Below are 19,882 nucleotides of genomic sequence, written 5' to 3'. Positions count from 1 at the left end.
AGGCAAATAACTCGACTTCGCGAATGACACCCGAAGCTGGCCGACAGGTTTTCAACCACCATGGCCATGAATTCCCGTAGTCAGCTTGCAGGTTTCGCTGTTTAGGCCACGGCGGGCAGGTTTGGCACGACACACCCGTTTTGATTAATGCTTGGATTCAAGCACCAGCACATCCTGATCAACCTTCCAGCCCACGCGACCGAGGAAACTCATACCAAGCAGTGCTTCGCCATTGGTGCCGACATCCATCACCGTACCTTCGACACCCAGCACCTCAATGGTGCCAACCTTGACGCTATTGAGATTGACCTTCCACCCACGGGCCACGCCATTTGCAGTGCTGACCCGAATCTCCCGGCCCGTTACCCGGTAGTCGATACCCAGCTGATCAGCTTGTGCGCCGGTCAAAGCAACCGATGTGGCACCGGTATCCACGAGAAACTGGATCGGATGGCCGTTGACTGAACCCGCCACCCAATAGTGGCCGCTCTGGCCCTTGGCGATACTGAACGTGCGCTTCTCGGGCGCAGACATGCCCTGAGTGTAATCTCGCGTTAGGCTGTAACTGCGCTCAACGCCATCAACCCGTAATACCGCACCGCGGACGTCTGCACTCACTACTTGAACGCCACCCGGTCCGGTTTGACCGACTTTCACCAGCTTGCGCTGACCATCGACATTCAGCACTGCCGCTCCGGGAAATAATCCAACCACCTGTACTTGTCCAGCGGCCCAAACCCAACTTGAGCAGGCCAAGAGCACAGTTGCACAGAGTGTTTTCACATACGGCATCTAACGGTCCCTGTTATCAGTCAAAAGGATATGGCTGGTTCCAGCGTTTAAAAATTGGTTTCAACGAACCATCCTTGACCAATTTCTGCATACGCTGATCAAACACTTCAGCCAGTTTATGACCCCGCGGGTTGTCAGAAAACCCTAGATAGATCGGCAAGCGGGTTAACGCCGTCGTCCGGTAATGCGCTGGGTCGGCAGAGGTCATCAGCAATTGTTCAACCTCGGTGCGCGCATCAATAAAGTAATCTGCGCGGCCAAAATCAAGCATTTCTAGGATACCGTTACGCCGCTGAACTTCGCGGAAGCGCGTCAAGTTTGGCAAATATTGTTGATAAGAATAACCACGCACCCAAACCAGCCGATACTGGCTGATGGTTTGCACGTTGGGCACGGGCGTATCAATGGTACTTAGCGCGGTTATCTGATCAGCGTCGTAAAACCAGTGCGGATAAAAAACACCTTGCTGGACCTCATTGAGGTAGGAACCAACCCAAGCATCAGCTTCGCCCCGCTGAACCAAACCGATCGAGCGGGTGTAAGTCATGGTTTGGATGTTCAGCTCAATACCTGCAGGCTGGTAAACCGCGCGAAGAATATCCCAGGCCAAGCCACTGCCGTCCGCCTCGGTATATTCCTCCCAGACATCACTGACCAGATTGATATTTTTCGGTGCGAGCGGCTGCGCAGCAACCCCAGAGAGCGCAAACCCGGAGCTAAACAACGCTACCAACACTATCGCTAGATACCGCGCGATCATAAGCCTTTCAAACCCTTATCTGAGCAATGCGATTGCGCTCAACGAACGCGTCAATCTTCATGCTTAGCGCAAAACAGACCCGCTCAAAAATCTAAGCTGGACGCAAGTCCATTGGCCCACCCCCAAACCATCAACTGCATCGCTAACCAAGCGAATACGCCTGCCAGCACATCGTCGAGCATGATTCCGACGCCACCATGCACCTGTCGATCAATCCACCGAATCGGCCAGGGTTTGAGAATGTCGAATAGACGGAACATGACAAAGCCTAGCAGTAACCAGCCCCAACCTTCAGGAACCAGCCAAAGCGTAATCCACATACCGACCATTTCATCCCAGACAATGCCTTCATGATCGTGGACGCGCAGATCGGTTGCGACCTTGCCACATAGCCAAAAACCAAACAGCATGGTGATGCCAAGCATCAGCCAATAGCCCCAATCGGGAAGCATTTGCCACAGCGGTATAAACGGCACAGCCACCAAGGAACCCCAGGTGCCGGGCGCTTTGGGTAGCGTCCCAGAACCGAAGCCGAATGCTAGAAAGTGCCAAGGATTACGCCAAACTGAATGCGGGATCTGTTCTGACTCAACCACCGTCGCGTCCGAAATGCTGATAGCCGCCAACGGCCTGAATAATTTTATTGCCGTACCCATCCAGCACTTCAACTCCTTGACCCGCCACCACACGACCGATGACATGCACCGGCCAGCCCTGTGTTTGTAGTGGCGAGAGCTCTACAGCAGGCAGGGTGAATGCCAGTACATAATCATCCCCACCACTGAGCGCACACTGACGTGCTGCCTGATCATCAGCACATGCTTGCAGTGATGCCGACAGCGGAACCTTGTCCACCTCAATCTGCATACATACCTGCGATGCAGCGGCGATATGCCCACAGTCCGCTAGCAAACCGTCTGAAATATCCAATGCTGCCGTGGCCTTACCGCGCAATGCCTGCCCCAGCGCAAGTTGCGGCTGCGGTGACCAGTAATGCTGCAACAAGGCTTTAGCGGCAGTTGAATCATCACTGCGTTGACCGAGCACCAGCGGCAAAGCCCCCGCCGCATCGCCTAAATAACCGCCGACACAAAGCAAATCACCCACTTGGGCGCCGCTGCGCGTCAACGCCAATCCTTTTGGCGTACGTCCAAACACGGTCAGCGTCAGACTCAGCGGACCGCGAGTGGTGTCTCCGCCAATCAAGCTCACCGAGCACGCACGCGCCATCTGATCAAGGCCATTAGCAAAGGCCTGCAACCAATCTGTATTAGCAGTTTCAAGGGTTAACGCCAGGGTAAAACCAATGGGCGCGGCCCCCATTGCGGCCAAATCACTGACCGAAACCGCCAATGCACGCTGCGCCAGCAGATAGGGGTCAGGGTTATGCGGAAAATGTACGCCAGCAACCAAGGTGTCGGTAGAGACGGCTAACTGTTCGCCGGCGGGCACCTCAAGCAAGGCGCAATCGTCGCCAATGCCTAATGCCACGCCGTCACCCGCCTGAGCGCATGCCGCCGCAGCAAAGTAATGACTAATCAGCTCAAACTCACCCATGACCTTTACCGCCCGAATAGAAAAGCAAAAGCCGCATTCAAAGAAGCGGCTTTTGACTGTTGCAGCACCGGCTGATTAACGCTTGTGGGCGCGAACCTCATCAGCCCGCAGGCGTGGCGCCAGCTTATCGAGCACTCCGTTGACGAACTTGTGCCCGTCAGTAGCGCCGAAAACCTTCGCCAACTCGATACCTTCGTTGATCACTACACGGTACGGGATGTCGACACGGTTGCGCAGTTCATACGTGGACAGACGCAGAATAGCCAGCTCAACAGGGTCGATTTCATCCAACGGACGATCAAGCAGCGGTTCGAAAGAGCTGTCGATTTCAGATTTCTGGCGCGGGACACCGTGCAAAATCTCATGGAAATAGGCGCCATCGACTGCTGTGAAATCGTTATCCACGCGAAACTGCGCTTCGATTTCATTGAGCGGCTGACCGGCTACGTGCCATGAATACAACGCCTGCATAGCCAAGGTACGCGCTTCACGGCGGGCCAAGGTTTTTGGGCTTGGGCCTTTCTTTGGCGCGGAACCCGACTTTGGCGGCTGGCGATTGCTATCGTTCTGGCTCACTTGGCCTCCAACTGCGCCAGCAGACTTACCATTTCCAGGGCGGACAATGCAGCTTCAGCGCCTTTGTTACCGGCTTTGGTGCCAGAACGCTCGATCGCTTGTTCGATAGAATCTACAGTCAGCACACCAAATGCAACTGGTACACCGAACTCCATGGAAACCTGAGCCAAGCCCTTGGTGCACTCGCCCGCCACGTATTCGAAGTGCGGAGTACCGCCACGAATCACCGCGCCAAGGGCGATGATTGCGTCAAAATCGCCACGTTGAGCAACTTTCTGGGCAACCAGTGGAATCTCAAAAGCACCCGGAGCGCGGATGATTGTAATGTCGCTTTCGCTCACACCGTGGCGAACCAGGGCGTCAACAGCGCCACTTACCAGGCTTTCAACAACAAAGCTGTTGAAGCGGCCAACCACCAGAGCAAAGCGGCCCTTGGGGGCGATAAAAGTACCTTCGATGGTCTTCAGGGTCATAGCGAATCTCGTCAATTAAAGAGCCAGGCCGCCGTTTGCGGCCATGAATGAATTATTCAGAGGGCAGGTATTCTACAACCTCTAGATCAAATCCGGATATCGCATTGAACTTCATTGGCGAACTCATTAGGCGCATTTTGCGCACACCGAGGTCACGAAGGATCTGCGAACCGGCACCCACTGTGCTGTAAGTCGCCGGGCTAGAGGCTTTACCCTCGCCCCCCAGTTGGCGCTCAAGGTGCGCCAAAAGGTCAGGACCGGTCAGCGGATTACCCAACAACAGCACCACGCCACTGCCCGCTTTCGCCACTTCAGCCATGGCTGCACGCAGACTCCAACGGCCTTCTTGCTTAACCATAAACAGGTCGCGCAGTGGGTCCATGTTGTGCACGCGAACCAAGGTGGGTTCTTCCGGGCAGATTTTGCCCAGCGTCAGCGCCATGTGCACATCACCTTCAACCGAATCACGGTAGGTCACCAGGTTGAAGCTGCCCAGTTCGCTGTCGAGCAGTTGTTCACTCACACGCTCAACCGTGCGTTCGTGAATCAGCCGATAGTGAATCAGATCAGCAATGGTGCCGATCTTGATCCCGTGCTGCGCAGCGAACTCTTCAAGCTCAGGGCGACGCGACATGGTGCCGTCATCGTTCATGATTTCGCAGATCACACCGCTAGGCTCGAAACCGCCCATACGCGCCAAGTCACACGCGGCTTCAGTATGGCCTGCACGGGCCAATACGCCACCCGGCTGAGCCATCAGCGGGAAAATATGCCCTGGGCTGACAATATCGTCGGCCTGAGCGCTTTTCGATGCAGCCGCTTGCACAGTACGTGCGCGGTCAGCTGCCGAAATACCGGTGGTGACACCTTCCGCCGCCTCAATCGAGACGGTGAATTTGGTGCCAAAGCCAGAACCATTGCGCGGCGCCATTAATGGTAGCTTGAGCAACTCACAGCGCTCACGGGTCATCGGCATGCAAATCAGGCCACGGGCGAAACGTGCCATAAAGTTGATGTGCTCGGCGGTGACGCATTCCGAGGCAATAATCAAATCACCTTCGTTCTCCCGGTCCTCGTCATCCATTAGAATGACCATTTTGCCTTGACGAATATCTTCAACCAGTTCTTCGATGCTATTAAGTGCCATGGTGAATTCCTTAACCCTTCAAATAGCCGTGTTCGGCTAAAAAACCTTCGGTCAGACCCGAGGCCTTTGGTTCGGCAGCTTTATCACCCAGCAGCAAACGCTCCAGATAACGCGCCAGCAAATCAACTTCAAGATTGACCTTACGTCCTGGGCGATAGTCGACCATGATGGTCTCGGCCAGGGTGTGCGGAACAATGGTCAGCTCAAACTCAGCGCCATTGACTGCATTTACGGTGAGGCTAGTGCCATCAACCGTGATCGAGCCTTTATGGGCGATGTATTTAGCCAGCTCATTTGGCGCACGCACAGTAAACTGCACCGCGCGGGCATTTTCTTCACGCGCCACAATCTCGCCCACACCATCGACGTGGCCGCTAACCAGATGCCCGCCCAGGCGACTGGTCGGCGTCAGCGCTTTCTCAAGATTGACCCGGCTGCCCGGCTTGAGGTCGACAAAACCGGTGCGCGCCAGGGTTTCGCGGCTGACATCAGCCCAAAAGCCATCACCCGGCAATTCAACAGCCGTCAGACACACGCCATTAACGGCGATGCTGTCACCCAACTTAACGTCAGACAAATCCAGCTTGGCGGTCTCAACATAGACCCGCACATCGCCGCCTTTTGGGGTCAATGCGCGAACAGTTCCGATCGACTCGATTATGCCAGTGAACATGGCGCCTCCCCGTCTGCGAGCACGGCGCAGCACTGAGCGATTAAGCGATCAGTATGGGCCGAGTAAAAAGTATCTAGCATTTGCGAACTCCTGTTTATAAAAAACAGGGCGTTTCGATCGATAGGGTGCTTGCCAGTACTTAGCCAGCCAGACCCTCCAGCGCACCCGACTTAATCACTCAACCGCAAAAGCGTTGCCTTCGGCAACACGCCTTGCGTGTTCAATCAATAAAGTCTGCGCAACTGGCTAAAGCCCGCTGTCTACGCACCACTCAAACAAACCCGCTCTCTCTTTATCCGGACTGTAAGCCCTTCTGCAAACCGCCTATGCGGTGCTTGCAAAAAGCCTGTAACCGTCGGCTCCGGAATCACACCGGATCTGCTGTCCTTGCTACCCATTGATCAAACAAGGGCACCAAGCGCTCGCGGGCTAGACGCATTGCGCATCATCACCGCCGGTGGGGAATTACACCCCGCCCTGAGAACGTTGCGAGTACCGAGGTTCTCGCGAGTGGCTTTTTACCATATTTGCGCCGCAGACGCACCGCTAACCTGCGCCAAAACTTGCACAAGCTAGCAGCACAACGCCTGCAAAAATCGCTGATTAATGCGCCCTAGAAGGCTCCGAGGCAGGGATGAGCGGCACGGCAACGATCCGCCAATCATCCCCCACAGCCCGTATATCAACGATTTTAAGCTGCGAAGCTTCAGCCATTCGACCGAGCGGCAAATCAAGCAATGGCCGTGCGCTGGAGCCAAGGAATTTGGCTGCGACGAATATCTGATACTCATCAACCAAGCCCTGTCGGGTAAATGCCCCCGCCAAGCGTGGCCCGGCTTCAACCAGGACTTCATTAGCGCCGCGTGCCGCCAACTCCACCAGCAATTTGCGTAAATCGACATGACCATCGCTACCCGGCACTGCCAGCAGTTCATGGCCATCACTCAAGTAGCGGTCACGGGCCGTGGCCGCAGCGCAGGTGGCGACCATTGCCGCACCGGCTTGAAAGAACGCCGCATCGAGAGGCACCCGTAAACGCCCATCGATCAGCACACGCAAGGGCGGACGAGCCTCCGCTAGCGCAGAGAGCTCCGCATTCAAGCCAAGCTCCTCGTTACGCACGGTCAGCCGGGCGTTGTCCGCCAGCACCGTATCGGCACCACTGAGCACTACGCTTGAGCGAGCCCGCAGACGCTGCACCGCCGAACGCGCCGCAGGCCCGGTAATCCACTGGCTTTCACCGCTGGCCATTGCCGTGCGCCCGTCCAGACTCATCGCCAGTTTGACCCGCACGAACGGCAGGCCTTGCTCCATACGCTTGATGAAACCAGCATTCAAACTGCGCGCTTCAGCTTCAAGCACGCCGCTCTGCACTGCAACACCGGCCTGCATCAGACGTAAAAGACCACTGCCGGAGACTTCTGGATTGGGGTCTTGCATGGCCGCAACAACCCGCGCCACACCGGCCTCGATCAGAGCCTCGGCGCAAGGCGGGGTACGGCCGTGATGACTGCAAGGCTCCAGCGTCACATAAGCGGTCGCCCCTTTGGCGAGGGCACCTGCTTGGCGTAAGGCATGAACCTCGGCATGAGGCTCACCTGCGCGGGCATGCCAGCCCTCACCGACAATCTTGCCGTCCTGCACAATCACACAGCCCACACGCGGATTAGGGTGCGTTGAGTACAAACCTTTGCGAGCCAACTCCACAGCACGGGCCATAAAGGCGTTATCAACTGTCATGCTTAATCCTTTGAAGGTTCGCGAGACAAGCGATCAATCTCTTCACGAAACTCGTTGAGATCCTGAAAACGTCGATACACCGAAGCAAAACGGATGTAAGCGACCTCATCAAGCTTCTGCAATTCGCTCATGACTAACTCACCGAGCACCAATGATTTCACTTCACGCTCACCGGTGGCACGCAGACGATGCTTGATATGAGCAATCGCCGCCTCTACCCGCTCAATACTGACGGGGCGTTTCTCCAGCGATCGGAGCATACCGGCGCGTAGCTTTTCTTCATCGAAGGGTTGGCGGCTACCGTCTTGTTTGATCAATCGGGGCATCACCAGTTCCGCAGTTTCAAACGTGGTAAAACGTTCACCACATGCCAAGCACTCACGACGACGACGAACTTGCTCACCTTCAGCCACCAAACGCGAATCAATCACTTTGGTGTCATTAGCGGCGCAGAATGGACAGTGCATATAATGGCCTGCCTAGAACGGAAAGGCGCCATGGTAGCGCATCTCAGCGGCAAGACAAGCTGCCTACTTTGCGCTATACAGGCGCGCAATTATCCAGTGAACGGATACACGACAAACGGAGCACGCATGTCCTTACGCCATCTAACCATGCTCGGCCTGTTCAGCCTGCTCGGCGCTTGCGCGAGCGAGCCCGCTGAACCCGTAGCGACACAAGCCAGCGCTAAAAGCGTAGTCACAGCAGCCACGCCCGCACATTTGCGCGAAATAAACGGCAATTTAGTCGGTGTACCTGAAGATGCGAATGCTGAAGTTGCCTTACTGGTAATCGGCAGCAATGGTTTACCCACCCAGTTGCTGGGCAACATTCAGCTGAGCGGTAATGGCTCAATATTGCCGTTCCGTTTGATATTCAACCCCGAGTCCTTCGATCGCGGTATTCGAGTTGAACTCCGTGGCCGCGCCACCTTAAATGGCTTTCTGATTCAAGACATGCCCACGCAACTGATTCGTAGCGCACAAAATCAAACGCTCGGTGATATTCGCATGCAGTCGGCACCATGACCCCACCCCGTGCGCCTGGACACTTACTCGACGCCCTGAACCAACTACTCGGCGATGCCCAGCTCAGTGCACAAACCCTGCCTGATACTGACATCAAGCTATGGCTGATTGATGCCGACAATATGGATCGCCAGTTCAGCCCGGATGAAACCCAACGCATTCTTGATGAGCCGCCGTATTGGTGCTTCTGTTGGGCCAGTGGTTTAGTTTTAGCCCGTTGGCTGGCGCAAAAACCTGAGTGGGTACGGAATAAGCGGGTGCTCGACTTCGGTACTGGCTCAGGGGTTGCGGCCATAGCGGCAGCCAAGGCGGGCGCGACAGAAGTCGTGGCCTGCGATCTCGACCCCTTGGCACTCGCTGCGACAAAAGCCAATGCCGACTTAAACGATGTCAACCTGAGCTATTCAGCCGATTTTTTTGCCGAGGCGGATCGCTTTGATCTGATCATTGTGGCGGACGTGCTTTATGACCGCGCCAACTTGCCTCTGCTGGATCAGTTTCTAAGTCGTGGCCAGCACGCACTTGTGGCAGATTCACGGGTGCGTGATTTTCAACACCCGCTGTACCAGCGACTGGGTATTATGCAGGCCTGTACCTGGCCCGACTTGGCCGAACCGGCTGAGTTTCGTCACGTGAGCCTGTACCACGCGCAACGCAGCTAAAGCACTGCTTACTTGTTAAAGTAGCTGGCCGCCCTTATTAATCTTTTCATCAGCCTTTAGATCCTGCGAGACAAACCATGAGCGACACCCCTTATATTTTTGAGATCTCCGGCGCCGCACAGTTTGATCAACTGGTCGTAGAAAACTCGTTCAACCAGCCAGTGCTGGTCGACTTCTGGGCAGATTGGTGCGCGCCATGTAAGGCGCTGATGCCACTGCTGGAACAGATTACCGAGGGTTATCAAGGCGAACTGTTGCTGGCCAAAGTCAACTGCGACATTGAGCAAGATATAGTCGCCCGCTTTGGCATACGTAGTCTGCCAACGGTGGTGTTGTTTAAAGATGGTCAGCCCGTTGACGGCTTTGCGGGAGCCAAGCCTGAATCCGAAATTCGCGCCATGCTCCAGCCGCACGTCGCAGAACCAGCACCGGCGCAAGAGAACCTGTTCGACAGCGCCAGCAAGCTGTTTGCCGACGGCCAAGTCGACGCAGCAGAAGCGCAACTCAAGCAATTGCTCAGTGAAGACAACAGCAATGCCCCAGCATTGATTTTGTACGCACGCTGCCTGGCAGAACGCGGCGAATTAACCGAAGCAGAAGCCGTGCTTAATGCAGTGCCTGGCGACGAACATAAGCAAGCATTAAGCGGAGCTAAAGCCCAGCTGACATTTTTGCGCCAAGCAGCAGAGCTGCCGGATATAGCGGAACTTAAAACCCGCCTAGGGCAGAACGCCGAAGATGACGAAGCCGCTTATCAACTGGCGATCCACCAACTTGCCAACCAGCAATACGAAGCCGCGCTGGATGCCCTTCTCAAGCTGTTCGTGCGTAATCGCAACTATGCCGAAGGGCTGCCCCATAAGTCCTTGCTGCAAGTGTTTGAGCTGCTGGGGAACGACCACCCGCTGGTCACCCAGTACCGTAGAAAGCTCTATCAAGCGATTTACTAAGTAACCTCTGCACAAAACAATCTACGGCGACTAAGGTGGTCAGCGCCGCTGGAGGCTCGAGCTATTAGCTCTTTCGAGCGTGCAAACCACGCCTTAGGCACGTTAACAATTAGCCTGTGTAATTTTTCATAACGAAGCGCCTCTAGTTTGGATGCGCTGCAAAAAACAGGTTTTGCAGCGCTTCCCATTCCCTGACGCGAAGCCTTTAACGTTATGACGCCCAAACTTTCAAAAATCGGTTTTTATATTGCACTTTATGCCACCGTTTTCATCATCGCGTGGATTGGCGCATTTAAATTCCACCCCGATGAAGCCCAAGCCATCAGCGGCCTAATCAGGCACTCGCCTTTTCTATCCTGGTTGTACAGCGTTGGCAGTGTGGACGGCATCTCAGCAGTTATTGGCATTGGCGAACTGTTTATTGCCTTGCTGCTTGCGCTCTATCCCATCAGCAAAAAGGCCTCACTACTCGGCGGGTTGCTGGCGACAGGATTATTCCTGACGACCCTGACCTTCATGCTGACCACACCCGGCACCCTGCACCCGGCAACAGTGTTCCCTTCACTGCTCGGCGCATTTTTGATCAAGGATTTGGTCTCGCTCGGCGTCGTAATAATGGTGGCTGGCGACTCTTGGGCAGCACTTAAACACTAACCCCGAGCCTGCCAGCCTTGCGCCAGCAGGCGACTGATTCTGCTAGCCTACCCAGTGATAAATCGGCGCATCTGCCCCGCTCTCAACTCGTACCTGCGCGCTATGGCGCAGGCGCACCAGCAGTTGCTTCGCCGCCATCTCCCCGCCCGCCAAACCGGTAAGTTGCGCCATCAACTGCGGCCCATCAAGGCTCCCAGCCTTACTCAATAGCATCAGGGTGTTTTGCCAAAGCGCATCTGTCTTGGGTGCTTGCGCGGGTGTCGCCACAGCAGTCTCGACTGCCGCACTCACTGGCAGACTTGCTGCCAAATGGGCCCAATCCTGAGCATCAAGCTCCACTGTTAAATCCACCGGCCAGTCACCGATCTTGCCGCGAATACGTACCATTTTTCACCTCCAATACTCTGCGCGATGCTCCCATGCAGCAGCATAGGGCGACAACTAAATCTAGCAATTGAACTTTTAATTCGTTATAACATTACAACTTATTTCATCAACTCACTGGAGTTCACATGCGTCGTCTACTGCTAGCACTGCCTTTCGCCCTACTTCCACTGGCCGTAATGGCTGAAGAAGCACACGACCATGATCACGCTGAACACGCCAGCCTTGGCGCACATGAGCATGGCGTCGCTCAGCTCAATGTCGCACTTGATGGCAATACCTTGGAAATTGAATTGGAAAGCCCCGCCATGAACTTGGTGGGTTTTGAGCACGCGCCGAGCTCAGATGCTGACAAAACAGCCATCAGCCAAGCTCGCAATGAGTTGAATAAGCCACTCAACCTGTTCAGCCTCAATACCGGCGATTGCAGTGTTACCAGCACTGAGCTCGAAAGCCCGCTATTTGACGATGACCATGCCCATGCAGCAGGCGAGCACGAGCACGAGCACAGCGAAATTCACGCCCATTACAGTTTCAACTGCAAGCAACCACAAGCCCTGCAACAACTTGACCTGACCCGACTGTTTAAGCAATTCCCTGCTACGCATAAAATCCAACTCCAATTGATCGGCCCTAATGGTCAGCAAGGTGCGGAGCTCAGCCCTGAGCAGAGTATTGCCAAGTTTTAAAGCACTGACGCCACCAACTTGGTCACCTTTCACAGGTATTCTTAGCCTGTTCATTTATCCATAGACCGACCCGGGCAACCGGGTCGTTGCATTCATGACTTCAGCACTGATTAACCTCTCAGACCTGGGTTTTGCGTGGCCCGGCCAGCCTGAGCTCCTTGATATTCCCAGTTTTGCCCTAGAGCGCGGCGAGACGCTGTTCCTCAAAGGGCCGAGCGGCAGTGGCAAAACCACTTTGCTCGGCTTGCTTGGCGGCGTACAAAAACCCAACCGCGGCCAGATCAAGCTACTCAATCAGGACCTGAGCACTTTGTCGCCTGGTGCCCGGGATCGATTCAGGGTCAATCACACCGGCTACATTTTTCAGCAGTTCAACTTGCTGCCGTTTTTATCGGTTCGCGAAAACGTCGAGCTGCCCTGTCACTTTTCGGATATCAGGCACAACCGCGCCCGCCATCGCCATGGCAGTGTTGCCCAGGCAGTCTCTAGCTTGCTTGCACACTTGGGTTTAACCGACCCGAAACTACTCGAACGTCGTGCGGACTCACTCTCAATCGGTCAACAGCAGCGCGTCGCGGCCGCTCGCGCCCTGATCGGCCAACCTGAACTGGTGATCGCCGATGAACCCACTTCAGCCTTGGATGCCGACACGCGCGAGGCCTTCATACAACTGCTATTTAACGAGTGCCGTGAGGCCGGTGCCAGCTTGCTGTTTGTCAGCCACGACCAGAGCCTTGCGCCGCTGTTTGACCGCAACCTGTCCCTTGGCGACCTCAACCGTGCCACCCAGCCACAGGAGATATGAGGTGTATTTATTTCGTCTGGCGCTGGCAAGCCTTAGCAACCGCCGCTTCACTGCCCTTCTCACCGTTTTCGCAATCGCCCTGTCGGTCTGCCTGCTGCTCGCTGTTGAACGTGTTCGCACCGAAGCCCGCGCCAGCTTCGCCAACACCATCAGCGGAACTGACTTGATTGTCGGTGCCCGCTCCGGCTCGATTAACCTGCTGCTTTATTCGGTTTTTCGCATTGGCAATGCGACCAACAACATTCGCTGGGACAGCTTCGAGCAACTGGCGCAGAACCCGCGCGTAAAGTGGGCAATCCCTATTTCCTTAGGCGACTCGCACCGTGGTTACCGGGTGATGGGCACCAACACCGATTATTTCGAACACTACCGCTACGCTCGCCAGCAGCCATTGGAAATCAGCCAGGGCCGCGCATTTGCTGATGATCCATTTGAGGTTGTACTGGGTGCCGAGGTTGCCGAGGCACTGCATTACAAGTTGGGCGATGAGCTGGTATTAGCCCATGGCGTTGCCACCATCAGCCTGGTTAAGCACGACGACAAACCCTTCCACGTTGTCGGCATTCTCAAGCGCACCGGCACGCCGGTCGACCGTACCCTGCATATCTCGCTGGCCGGGATGGAAGCTCTGCACGTTGACTGGAAAAACGGCATGCCAGCCCGTGGTGCCGACAAAATCAGTGCTGAACAAGTGCGCAGCATGCATTTGCAGCCGACGGCGATCACGGCAGTCTTACTCGGCCTGAAAAGCAAAATCGCCACCTTCAGCCTGCAACGCGATATCAATGAGTTTCGCGGTGAACCGCTGCTGGCGATTCTACCGGGAGTCGCCCTACAAGAACTTTGGGGCCTGATGGGCACTGCAGAAAAAGCACTGTTTGTGGTCTCTCTGTTTGTAGTGATCACCGGCTTGATCGGTATGCTGACGGCCATTCTCACCAGCCTAAACGAACGCCGCCGCGAAATGGCTATTTTGCGCTCGGTAGGCGCCCGCCCTTGGCACATCGCCAGCCTGTTGATATTCGAGGCCTTCACTCTGGCGTTGGCAGGTGTGCTGCTCGGTTTGGTGCTGCTGTATGCGGGTATCGCCACGGTGCAGAGCTACGTGCAGGGTAACTATGGGCTCTATTTGCCACTCAATGTTCCAAGTGGCTATGAGTGGATGCTGCTCGGCAGTATCCTTGGCGCGGCATTGCTGATGGGTTGCGTACCGGCATGGCGTGCATACCGGCAGTCTCTGGCTGACGGTCTTTCAATTCGCTTATGAGGTTATCTATGCAGCGCAGCGCTCTTGGCGTCCTATTTATGGCTGCGTGCAGCTCGCTGTGGGCGGCCGAACCGCGCGAGCTGACGTGGTCAGAGCTGATCCCACCAAACGCGCCGCCGGTGGTGCAGCAAATGGCTCCCATGCATGACCTGTCGCAGCTGGGCAGTACTTTGTCTGAGTCAGGCCCCAGCATGAAGCAGCTATCACCCGCTGCACCTGTGGTGAAGGCGTTGGACGGTGTCGAAGTAAAACTACCGGGCTATATCGTGCCGTTGGATGCGACAGATGATGGCAGGGTGACCGAGTTTTTGTTGGTGCCGTACTTCGGTGCGTGCATCCATGTACCGCCACCGCCGTCCAACCAGATCGTACATATCACTACCGAACTTGGGGTCAAGCTCGACACCCTGTATCAACCCTTTTGGGTCGAAGGGCCACTCAAGGCTGAACAAAGCACCAGCGAACTGGCTGATGCCGGTTACCAGATGAGTGCACAGAAGATTTATCCGTACGAATTGCCTGAAGGCGAGTAAACCCGGCGCTCAACCGTAGGGCGAACAAGCAAAGCTTGTCCGCCATAGCCCAACCTAGAACCACTTAACTGGGCTGATAGCACGGTTCTGTATGGCTGAAAATGGCGGGTAAGAAAACGTTACCTGCCCTACGGCTTATGCACTCATTCAACAACCGTAACTGGGAAGGGATGAACCTGCGTCAACCACCCCGGTGTTAGTGCTTAGCGGGCGCTGGCAAGACGGTCATTGTTGTCGGCATTAAGCTCGCTTTCTGCCCAGTTACGCCACTCGCGCACCTGACGGCGATCAGCCCCAGCGTTTTCAGCCTTCTTCAAGGCTGCCAGCCCTGCCTTCCAGCGCGACTGTTCCAACTCCAACTGCGCGACATTCATCCAGTGCTTGCCGTTGCCTGAAGCACTGGCCAACTGACGGTAGATATCGACGGCATGGGCTCGGTCACGGGCTTGCCAATAGAACAAACCAAGGCGTTCTTGGCGCTCACTGTTATTCGGCAGCAACCCTTGATCCAGCATACCTTTGAGCAACTTGGCTCCCTGCCACGGCTGATCAGCCGCACTGGCCAACAAGGTCAGATTATCCAGCTCCTTGGCGTTGAAATTCAGGCCCTTGGTGCGCGCAGCGCGCAAGGTTGCCAAGGCATGTTCATAACTTCCGGAAAGCTGTTGCAGGGCCGCCAGCTGGCGCCAATGCTGAACATCATTTGGGCTGCGTGCGAGCAACTGCTGTTGCCACTTCTCAGCCTCGGAATAACGCTTAAGATCAGCGTTGACCCCAACCAAAAACTGCAACCAGCGGTCCTCAGCCCGCGGGTTAGCTTTAACGTAACGCTCAGCCAAGGGCAGCGCCTTCGCCGGCTGACCAGATGCCTGATATGACTGCACCAGCATCTGCAAGACTTCTTCAGATGCCTTGGCCGGAACTGGGGTCAGTAAGCGGATAACTTCCTTGTAGCGCTGCTCTGTCAGATTCAGCTTGGCTAAATTGAGCTGTTCATTGGCCTGCTGGGTTTCATCAAGCTTGCCGCTTTTAACCGCTTTGCTGAGGTAGTCAATTGCCTTGGCATTGCTCCCCTGCGCCCACGCCAGGTAGCCATGACTGCGCCACAACAGGGTTTCTTCAAGGCTACCTGCCTCACCCTTAACGCCATCCAAAGCACGCGCAGCACCTGCATAGTCGCCCTTTTGCTGAGCGATAGATGCAGTGTTCAAGGCGCGCATAACGCTGGGTTCGACCGTTTGCCCAGCCGCAAACACTTCACTGGCGAGGCTGACATTGACTAAAAAACTGAAAATCAGAGCTAAACGGATCATTTAACTATCTCCCTGCAAACGGAAGTACAAAGTTTTTACCGCCTCACGCGCTACCGCCAAGCCACCTTCAGTACGCGGAGCGAATCGCCAACGCACAGCGGCGCGGCGAGCTTCACGCTCAAATACATTCTTCGGGCTGGCCTCCAGTACCCGTACGTTTTCAACCGCACCCGCACGGGTAATGGTGAACGCTAATTTCACATGCCCTTCAATGCCGCGTTGCAAGGCATAACGCGGATACTGCGGACTCACGTCATTGAGCGGCATGACCTCACTTTCAGGGCCACCAGACTGCTTGCCCGCATCAGCCGCAGGCGCTGGAGCCGGTGCACTGGGAGCGGCAGCACCCGCCACTAAACCAGTCAGATTCGGGGTTGGTGCACTGTTCACCGCCACGCCACTGTTCATGGTTGGCAGGTCGATATCCAGCTTAGGCATGCTCGCATTAGGTGTCACTGCAACAGGCGTTGGCGGCGTCGGTGGCTGCGGCGTTTGCGGTTGCGGCGGCTGTGGTGCTTGCTGGCGGGTACGGGTCGCGGTGTCGCTGGAGCTGGTGTCCATGCGTACAAAGTTAGCCACTGTCACGGGCTCATCAGACGGCTGACTGGTTGGCGGCGCGACCATATACAACATCAACGCAAACAGCAGGACTGCGATCAAACAGGCACTTATAAACGACCATGCCACACGCATCAAAGCGCTCCCGAAGTGGCTGCCAGTGCGACATCCTGAACACCCGCCAGACGTGCCTGATCCATGACCTGCACCACCAGACCAGTACGCGCATCTTGGTCAGCCTGAACCACAACGGCTCCTTCGGGCTGGTCGACACGCATGCGCTCAACATTGGCGCGAACACTGCGCACATCGACCACTTTTTTATCCATCCATACCTGACCATCAGCGGTAATCGCGATCAGGATGTTGCCTTTGTCCTGAGGGCTGGCTGTTTGCGCTTGTGGGCGCTGAACCTCGACACCAGACTCTTTGATAAACGAGCTGGTGACGATAAAGAAAATCAGCATGATAAAGACCACATCAAGCATCGGCGTCAGGTCGATGCCAGTGTCTTCGTCTTGCTGATGGTGACGGCGCATTCTCATGATTAGCTATCTCAGTCGTGTCGCAGCTGGTCAGCCAGCCGCTCAATGGCCTGACGGGCGTCGCGTTCGAGACGCGCCAGGCTGAACAATCCAGTAATCGCCAGCACCATGCCGGCCATGGTTGGCAAGGTTGCCTGCCAGACACCCGCGGCCATTCCGCGCGGGTTGCCAGTGCCACTCAGTGCCAATACATCAAACACTGCAACCATGCCGCTAACCGTGCCAAGCAAGCCCAGTAGCGGGTACATCGCCACCAAGGTTTTGCTCAGCCGCAACGGCCCGACCAAATGTTGCCGTGCTTGGGCCAACCAAGCGCTGCGCACAGCGCGTTGCCAAGTGCCAGAGTCGTCTTGCAACAACTGCTGCCAGGCGTTGCGATGCTCTTCAACCCAGACCGGGAAGACCCTGCGCATAAACCAGAAACGCTCAAGCACCAGCGTCCAGAAGATCACGCAAAGCCCTGCCAACGCCCACATCACCACACCGCCCGCGCTCATGAAATCAAGCAACGCATAGGCGCTGTCGGTTACACGCAGCCATAAGGCGAACAGATCAGTCACGGCGCGGTGCCCCAGACAAATGCAGGGCAATCAGGCCAGCACTTTGCTGCTCAAGCAGTTGGATCAAGGCTTTACTGCGACTTGCCAGCAAGCTGTGCAGGAACAACAGCGGAATCGCCACTACCAAGCCAAGCACGGTCGTTACCAATGCTTGCGAGATACCATCAGCCATCAGCCGCGAATCGCCGCCACCACCTTGAGTGATGGCCTGAAAGGTGACGATCATGCCGGTAACAGTACCCAGCAGACCCAGCAGCGGGGCCACCGCACTCAGCAATTTGAGCAGACCTTGGCCTTTCTCCAGCGGCGGCGTTTCCTGAAGGATCGCTTCATCGAGCTTGAGTTCAAGGGTTTCCAAGTCAGACAACTGCGGATTAGGACCCAATACGCCAATAACCCGGCCCAGCGGATTCTCATCGTTAGGCACGCTGATGTTTTGCACTTGAGCCTTAACGCCGCGGTTGACCTTGGCCAGATAGACCATGCGCCACAGCGCCAACAGCAGCCCCAGTGCCCCCAGAGCAACAATCACCCAACCGACCAGACCACCTTGCTGCAAGCGATCCCAAAGGCTCGGCTTACGTTGCAACTGCGCCAGGATCGTACCGCGAGTTGGATCAATCGGCAGTGTCGCCAGGGATTCTTTGCTCGCCAGATAGTCGCTTACCAGGCCTGAACCCGACGGCTGACGCTCAGGCACCAGCAATTCGTGTGAATCGGCGTCGTAGCGCAAGAACTGGCCATCACTGAAGGCAGAGAATGCGCCAACGCGTAGGACTGGCTGCTGCTTGCGGGTGCCGTCTGCGGCAACCACTGGCAGCTCGACCTGCTCAACGCGACCGCTGGCGGTCAGGTCTTCGAGCAGTACCATCCAATAATCTTCAAGGTCTTGAGCAGACGGCAATGCTCGGCTCTCGGACAGTGCCTGCATACGCTTGATGCGCTCAGGGTATTGCGCATTTAGCAGACTGTCTTGCCATTGCCCAGCAACATCACCGGCACTTTGACGAACCACGGCGAACAACTCACCGAGACTACCCGAGCGTTGCTTGAGCAGTTTTTCTTGCTCAGCCAGTTCGACTTCTTGACGATCAAAATCAGCTTTTAAGCGTTCCGCTTCGGACTTCTGCTCGGCCAAGGCTGCTTGCGCCTTTGCCAAAAGCTCAGCACGCTCGCCACGCTCGGCAACAAATGCTTTTTCACGGTCTTGCATCGCACTGACTTCAGCTGCGCGCTCGCTGCGAATACGTTGCAGCAACTGGTCTGGGCTCAGCGGTTCGGCCGCGCTCACCGTTACGGGCAACACACTCAAAACTAACGCCGCGACCAGCCCACGGTTTATCACTACATTCATTACTGGGCCCCTAGGTTCAAAGTCTTCACCGGCAGATCAAGCAGTGTTGGCGCTTGCTCTTGGCGAGCAATGGCAATGGCTTGATGCAGTGGGCGACGCGCGCTGTTATCAAGCATTTCCCACGCGTGGGTCTGGGCATTCCACCAACCACTCTCATGACCGTCGAGGGTCTGGTAATACATCATTGCACGGCCCAACCGCAGGAATTCGACACTGCGCGTACCCTGCTCGCCTTCCAACTCACCCCGCCATGCTTCAAGCGTGCGGCCGTAATCGCTTTCAACTTGATAGGCCTCAAGAATGCGACGGTATTTTTCAGCTAGGCTGACATCAGCACGGGGCAACAAGTCTTGCAGTTGTGCAAGGCGATCAGCACGCTCTTCGGGGAGAAATGGCACATCGGCATTAATGAACTCGCCCAGCACCTCAACCATTTTGCGCATCTGCGGAGTGGCCGCTTGCTGAGTACGCTCAATACCGTCGAGCTGGGTTTGATAACCCGCTAACTCTTTTTGCTGGGCCGCAACCAATTCGCGCAGTTGCACGTTATAGCCTTTCAAGGCCTCAGCTTGCTCCAGCGCACTGCGGTATTGACTGAGCATTTCACGGCTGGCGTCATCAAGCTTTTCAATGCGCGCCTGAGAGGCCTTGGCGTCGGCCGCCAGACCTTGGCTTTCATCCAGTGCCGCGCCTAAAGGTGCAGCGCTTACGGCAGCGCTCGAAAACATCAGCGCAGCCGCCAATAAGCGGATGGGGAACGGGCTCATGCGGTGAAAATCCTCTGCATCGGATACGTTAAAGAGAACCATTATCATCTTTATTCGTATGCAAAGGCAATGCGTGAATGCTCTAAAGTGGCAAT

Annotated in this window: 25 protein-coding genes and 1 riboswitch; of the genes, 8 read left to right on the top strand and 17 right to left on the bottom strand. The window is 55.8% G+C overall.

Annotation, left to right across the window (positions count from 1 at the left end):
• Positions 1-144: 144 nt before the first annotated feature.
• The 10 genes from ACIGCM_RS17690 to nrdR form a co-directional block, all read right to left on the bottom strand.
• Positions 145-792 carry a TIGR02281 family clan AA aspartic protease gene (locus ACIGCM_RS17690; protein ID WP_397503372.1) on the bottom strand — a complete coding sequence of 216 codons (648 nt, stop codon included), beginning with the start codon at positions 790-792 and terminating at the stop codon, positions 145-147.
• Positions 793-808: 16 nt separating this feature from the next.
• A complete protein-coding gene (locus ACIGCM_RS17685; protein ID WP_397503371.1) occupies positions 809-1,552 on the bottom strand; it encodes a substrate-binding periplasmic protein in 744 nt (247 codons plus the stop codon).
• 83 nt (positions 1,553-1,635) lie between these two features.
• Entirely contained in the window at positions 1,636-2,148 is a 513-nt protein-coding gene (locus tag ACIGCM_RS17680; RefSeq protein ID WP_397503370.1) for a phosphatidylglycerophosphatase A, read from the bottom strand.
• Positions 2,141-3,109 (bottom strand): thiamine-phosphate kinase, encoded by a 969-nt coding sequence (gene thiL / locus ACIGCM_RS17675; protein ID WP_397503369.1) that lies wholly within the window; start codon positions 3,107-3,109, stop codon positions 2,141-2,143. The genes ACIGCM_RS17680 and thiL overlap by 8 nt, the downstream gene beginning before the upstream one ends.
• 75 nt (positions 3,110-3,184) lie before the next feature.
• Positions 3,185-3,685, bottom strand: a complete 501-nt coding sequence (nusB, locus tag ACIGCM_RS17670; RefSeq protein WP_397503368.1) for a transcription antitermination factor NusB — start codon at positions 3,683-3,685, stop codon at positions 3,185-3,187.
• Positions 3,682-4,158 (bottom strand): 6,7-dimethyl-8-ribityllumazine synthase, encoded by a 477-nt coding sequence (gene ribE / locus ACIGCM_RS17665; RefSeq protein WP_087515564.1) that lies wholly within the window; start codon positions 4,156-4,158, stop codon positions 3,682-3,684. Before ribE ends, nusB begins: the two co-directional genes overlap by 4 nt.
• A 52-nt stretch (positions 4,159-4,210) precedes the next feature.
• On the bottom strand, positions 4,211-5,305 hold the full coding sequence (gene ribBA, locus ACIGCM_RS17660) for a bifunctional 3,4-dihydroxy-2-butanone-4-phosphate synthase/GTP cyclohydrolase II (RefSeq protein ID WP_397503367.1): 1,095 nt from the start codon (positions 5,303-5,305) through the stop codon (positions 4,211-4,213).
• A 10-nt stretch (positions 5,306-5,315) separates the two neighbouring features.
• Positions 5,316-5,978: a riboflavin synthase gene (locus ACIGCM_RS17655; RefSeq protein ID WP_397503366.1), complete on the bottom strand. Its 663-nt coding sequence runs from the start codon at positions 5,976-5,978 to the stop codon at positions 5,316-5,318.
• Between the two features lie 324 nt (positions 5,979-6,302).
• Positions 6,303-6,467: riboswitch (FMN riboswitch) on the bottom strand.
• A 114-nt stretch (positions 6,468-6,581) separates the two neighbouring features.
• A complete protein-coding gene (gene ribD, locus ACIGCM_RS17650; protein WP_397503365.1) occupies positions 6,582-7,718 on the bottom strand; it encodes a bifunctional diaminohydroxyphosphoribosylaminopyrimidine deaminase/5-amino-6-(5-phosphoribosylamino)uracil reductase RibD in 1,137 nt (378 codons plus the stop codon).
• Positions 7,719-7,720: 2 nt separating this feature from the next.
• Complete coding sequence (gene nrdR / locus ACIGCM_RS17645) at positions 7,721-8,185, bottom strand: transcriptional regulator NrdR (RefSeq protein ID WP_397503364.1); 465 nt, start codon at positions 8,183-8,185, stop codon at positions 7,721-7,723.
• Positions 8,186-8,311: 126 nt separating this feature from the next.
• Here nrdR and ACIGCM_RS17640 point away from each other — a divergent pair, with 126 nt between their 5' ends.
• From ACIGCM_RS17640 to ACIGCM_RS17625, 4 genes are all read left to right on the top strand, one after another.
• The gene (locus ACIGCM_RS17640; RefSeq protein ID WP_397503363.1) at positions 8,312-8,746 is read left to right on the top strand and encodes a hypothetical protein; all 435 of its coding nucleotides are present in this window, start codon (positions 8,312-8,314) and stop codon (positions 8,744-8,746) included.
• Positions 8,743-9,408, top strand: a complete 666-nt coding sequence (locus ACIGCM_RS17635) for a class I SAM-dependent methyltransferase (RefSeq protein ID WP_397503362.1) — start codon at positions 8,743-8,745, stop codon at positions 9,406-9,408. The genes ACIGCM_RS17640 and ACIGCM_RS17635 overlap by 4 nt, the downstream gene beginning before the upstream one ends.
• Positions 9,409-9,485: 77 nt before the next feature.
• Positions 9,486-10,358 carry a thioredoxin gene (trxA, locus tag ACIGCM_RS17630; protein ID WP_397503361.1) on the top strand — a complete coding sequence of 291 codons (873 nt, stop codon included), beginning with the start codon at positions 9,486-9,488 and terminating at the stop codon, positions 10,356-10,358.
• A gap of 213 nt (positions 10,359-10,571) precedes the next feature.
• Positions 10,572-11,012, top strand: a complete 441-nt coding sequence (locus ACIGCM_RS17625) for a DUF417 family protein (RefSeq protein WP_397503360.1) — start codon at positions 10,572-10,574, stop codon at positions 11,010-11,012.
• A 42-nt stretch (positions 11,013-11,054) separates the two neighbouring features.
• On the opposite strand, the gene ACIGCM_RS17620 is transcribed toward ACIGCM_RS17625, so the two are convergent.
• Positions 11,055-11,399 (bottom strand): hypothetical protein, encoded by a 345-nt coding sequence (locus ACIGCM_RS17620; RefSeq protein ID WP_397503359.1) that lies wholly within the window; start codon positions 11,397-11,399, stop codon positions 11,055-11,057.
• A gap of 125 nt (positions 11,400-11,524) precedes the next feature.
• Between ACIGCM_RS17620 and ACIGCM_RS17615 the strand changes: the two genes are divergently transcribed.
• The 4 genes from ACIGCM_RS17615 to ACIGCM_RS17600 all read left to right on the top strand — a co-directional run bounded on the left by ACIGCM_RS17615 (position 11,525) and on the right by ACIGCM_RS17600 (position 14,690).
• The gene (locus ACIGCM_RS17615; RefSeq protein ID WP_397503358.1) at positions 11,525-12,085 is read left to right on the top strand and encodes a DUF2796 domain-containing protein; all 561 of its coding nucleotides are present in this window, start codon (positions 11,525-11,527) and stop codon (positions 12,083-12,085) included.
• A 94-nt stretch (positions 12,086-12,179) separates the two neighbouring features.
• On the top strand, positions 12,180-12,890 hold the full coding sequence (locus ACIGCM_RS17610; RefSeq protein WP_397503357.1) for an ABC transporter ATP-binding protein: 711 nt from the start codon (positions 12,180-12,182) through the stop codon (positions 12,888-12,890).
• Between the two features lies 1 nt (position 12,891).
• Complete coding sequence (locus ACIGCM_RS17605) at positions 12,892-14,157, top strand: ABC transporter permease (RefSeq protein WP_397503356.1); 1,266 nt, start codon at positions 12,892-12,894, stop codon at positions 14,155-14,157.
• 8 nt (positions 14,158-14,165) lie between these two features.
• Positions 14,166-14,690: a DUF3299 domain-containing protein gene (locus ACIGCM_RS17600; RefSeq protein ID WP_397503355.1), complete on the top strand. Its 525-nt coding sequence runs from the start codon at positions 14,166-14,168 to the stop codon at positions 14,688-14,690.
• A 203-nt stretch (positions 14,691-14,893) separates the two neighbouring features.
• Here ACIGCM_RS17600 and ACIGCM_RS17595 read toward each other — a convergent pair whose 3' ends face one another.
• From ACIGCM_RS17595 to ACIGCM_RS17570, 6 genes are read right to left on the bottom strand one after another with little or no spacing between them, the layout of a single operon-like run.
• Positions 14,894-16,003 (bottom strand): tetratricopeptide repeat protein, encoded by a 1,110-nt coding sequence (locus ACIGCM_RS17595; RefSeq protein ID WP_397503354.1) that lies wholly within the window; start codon positions 16,001-16,003, stop codon positions 14,894-14,896.
• Positions 16,004-16,696 (bottom strand): energy transducer TonB, encoded by a 693-nt coding sequence (locus tag ACIGCM_RS17590; RefSeq protein ID WP_397503353.1) that lies wholly within the window; start codon positions 16,694-16,696, stop codon positions 16,004-16,006.
• Positions 16,696-17,106 carry a biopolymer transporter ExbD gene (locus ACIGCM_RS17585; RefSeq protein WP_029529509.1) on the bottom strand — a complete coding sequence of 137 codons (411 nt, stop codon included), beginning with the start codon at positions 17,104-17,106 and terminating at the stop codon, positions 16,696-16,698. Before ACIGCM_RS17585 ends, ACIGCM_RS17590 begins: the two co-directional genes overlap by 1 nt.
• A gap of 11 nt (positions 17,107-17,117) precedes the next feature.
• A complete protein-coding gene (locus ACIGCM_RS17580) occupies positions 17,118-17,666 on the bottom strand; it encodes a MotA/TolQ/ExbB proton channel family protein (protein ID WP_397503352.1) in 549 nt (182 codons plus the stop codon).
• A complete protein-coding gene (locus ACIGCM_RS17575) occupies positions 17,659-19,020 on the bottom strand; it encodes a MotA/TolQ/ExbB proton channel family protein (protein ID WP_397503351.1) in 1,362 nt (453 codons plus the stop codon). Before ACIGCM_RS17575 ends, ACIGCM_RS17580 begins: the two co-directional genes overlap by 8 nt.
• Positions 19,020-19,787: a DUF3450 domain-containing protein gene (locus ACIGCM_RS17570; protein ID WP_397503350.1), complete on the bottom strand. Its 768-nt coding sequence runs from the start codon at positions 19,785-19,787 to the stop codon at positions 19,020-19,022. Before ACIGCM_RS17570 ends, ACIGCM_RS17575 begins: the two co-directional genes overlap by 1 nt.
• Between the last annotated feature and the right edge of the window lie 95 nt (positions 19,788-19,882).

Origin of the sequence: Pseudomonas sp. NPDC078700, from assembly GCF_044542375.1 — a bacterium.
Taxonomy (GTDB): Bacteria; Pseudomonadota; Gammaproteobacteria; order Pseudomonadales; family Pseudomonadaceae; genus Aquipseudomonas.
This window is presented reverse-complemented; position numbering and strand designations above follow the sequence as displayed.

Bases quoted from the DNA above. Each gene is read 5' to 3' on its own strand.
- ribBA (WP_397503367.1), bottom strand. From the start codon at position 5,305: ATGGCACTTAATAGCATCGAAGAACTGGTTGAAGATATTCGTCAAGGC.
- thiL (WP_397503369.1), bottom strand. From the start codon at position 3,109: ATGGGTGAGTTTGAGCTGATTAGTCATTACTTTGCTGCGGCGGCATGC.
- ACIGCM_RS17615 (WP_397503358.1), top strand. From the start codon at position 11,525: ATGCGTCGTCTACTGCTAGCACTGCCTTTCGCCCTACTTCCACTGGCC.
- ACIGCM_RS17635 (WP_397503362.1), top strand. From the start codon at position 8,743: ATGACCCCACCCCGTGCGCCTGGACACTTACTCGACGCCCTGAACCAA.
- ACIGCM_RS17640 (WP_397503363.1), top strand. From the start codon at position 8,312: ATGTCCTTACGCCATCTAACCATGCTCGGCCTGTTCAGCCTGCTCGGC.
- ACIGCM_RS17690 (WP_397503372.1), bottom strand. From the start codon at position 792: ATGCCGTATGTGAAAACACTCTGTGCAACTGTGCTCTTGGCCTGCTCA.
- ACIGCM_RS17600 (WP_397503355.1), top strand. From the start codon at position 14,166: ATGCAGCGCAGCGCTCTTGGCGTCCTATTTATGGCTGCGTGCAGCTCG.
- ACIGCM_RS17570 (WP_397503350.1), bottom strand. From the start codon at position 19,787: ATGAGCCCGTTCCCCATCCGCTTATTGGCGGCTGCGCTGATGTTTTCG.
- ribD (WP_397503365.1), bottom strand. From the start codon at position 7,718: ATGACAGTTGATAACGCCTTTATGGCCCGTGCTGTGGAGTTGGCTCGC.
- nrdR (WP_397503364.1), bottom strand. From the start codon at position 8,185: ATGCACTGTCCATTCTGCGCCGCTAATGACACCAAAGTGATTGATTCG.
- ACIGCM_RS17595 (WP_397503354.1), bottom strand. From the start codon at position 16,003: ATGATCCGTTTAGCTCTGATTTTCAGTTTTTTAGTCAATGTCAGCCTC.
- ribE (WP_087515564.1), bottom strand. From the start codon at position 4,158: ATGACCCTGAAGACCATCGAAGGTACTTTTATCGCCCCCAAGGGCCGC.
- ACIGCM_RS17590 (WP_397503353.1), bottom strand. From the start codon at position 16,696: ATGCGTGTGGCATGGTCGTTTATAAGTGCCTGTTTGATCGCAGTCCTG.
- ACIGCM_RS17585 (WP_029529509.1), bottom strand. From the start codon at position 17,106: ATGAGAATGCGCCGTCACCATCAGCAAGACGAAGACACTGGCATCGAC.
- ACIGCM_RS17620 (WP_397503359.1), bottom strand. From the start codon at position 11,399: ATGGTACGTATTCGCGGCAAGATCGGTGACTGGCCGGTGGATTTAACA.
- trxA (WP_397503361.1), top strand. From the start codon at position 9,486: ATGAGCGACACCCCTTATATTTTTGAGATCTCCGGCGCCGCACAGTTT.
- ACIGCM_RS17575 (WP_397503351.1), bottom strand. From the start codon at position 19,020: ATGAATGTAGTGATAAACCGTGGGCTGGTCGCGGCGTTAGTTTTGAGT.
- ACIGCM_RS17610 (WP_397503357.1), top strand. From the start codon at position 12,180: ATGACTTCAGCACTGATTAACCTCTCAGACCTGGGTTTTGCGTGGCCC.
- ACIGCM_RS17685 (WP_397503371.1), bottom strand. From the start codon at position 1,552: ATGATCGCGCGGTATCTAGCGATAGTGTTGGTAGCGTTGTTTAGCTCC.
- ACIGCM_RS17625 (WP_397503360.1), top strand. From the start codon at position 10,572: ATGACGCCCAAACTTTCAAAAATCGGTTTTTATATTGCACTTTATGCC.
- ACIGCM_RS17655 (WP_397503366.1), bottom strand. From the start codon at position 5,978: ATGTTCACTGGCATAATCGAGTCGATCGGAACTGTTCGCGCATTGACC.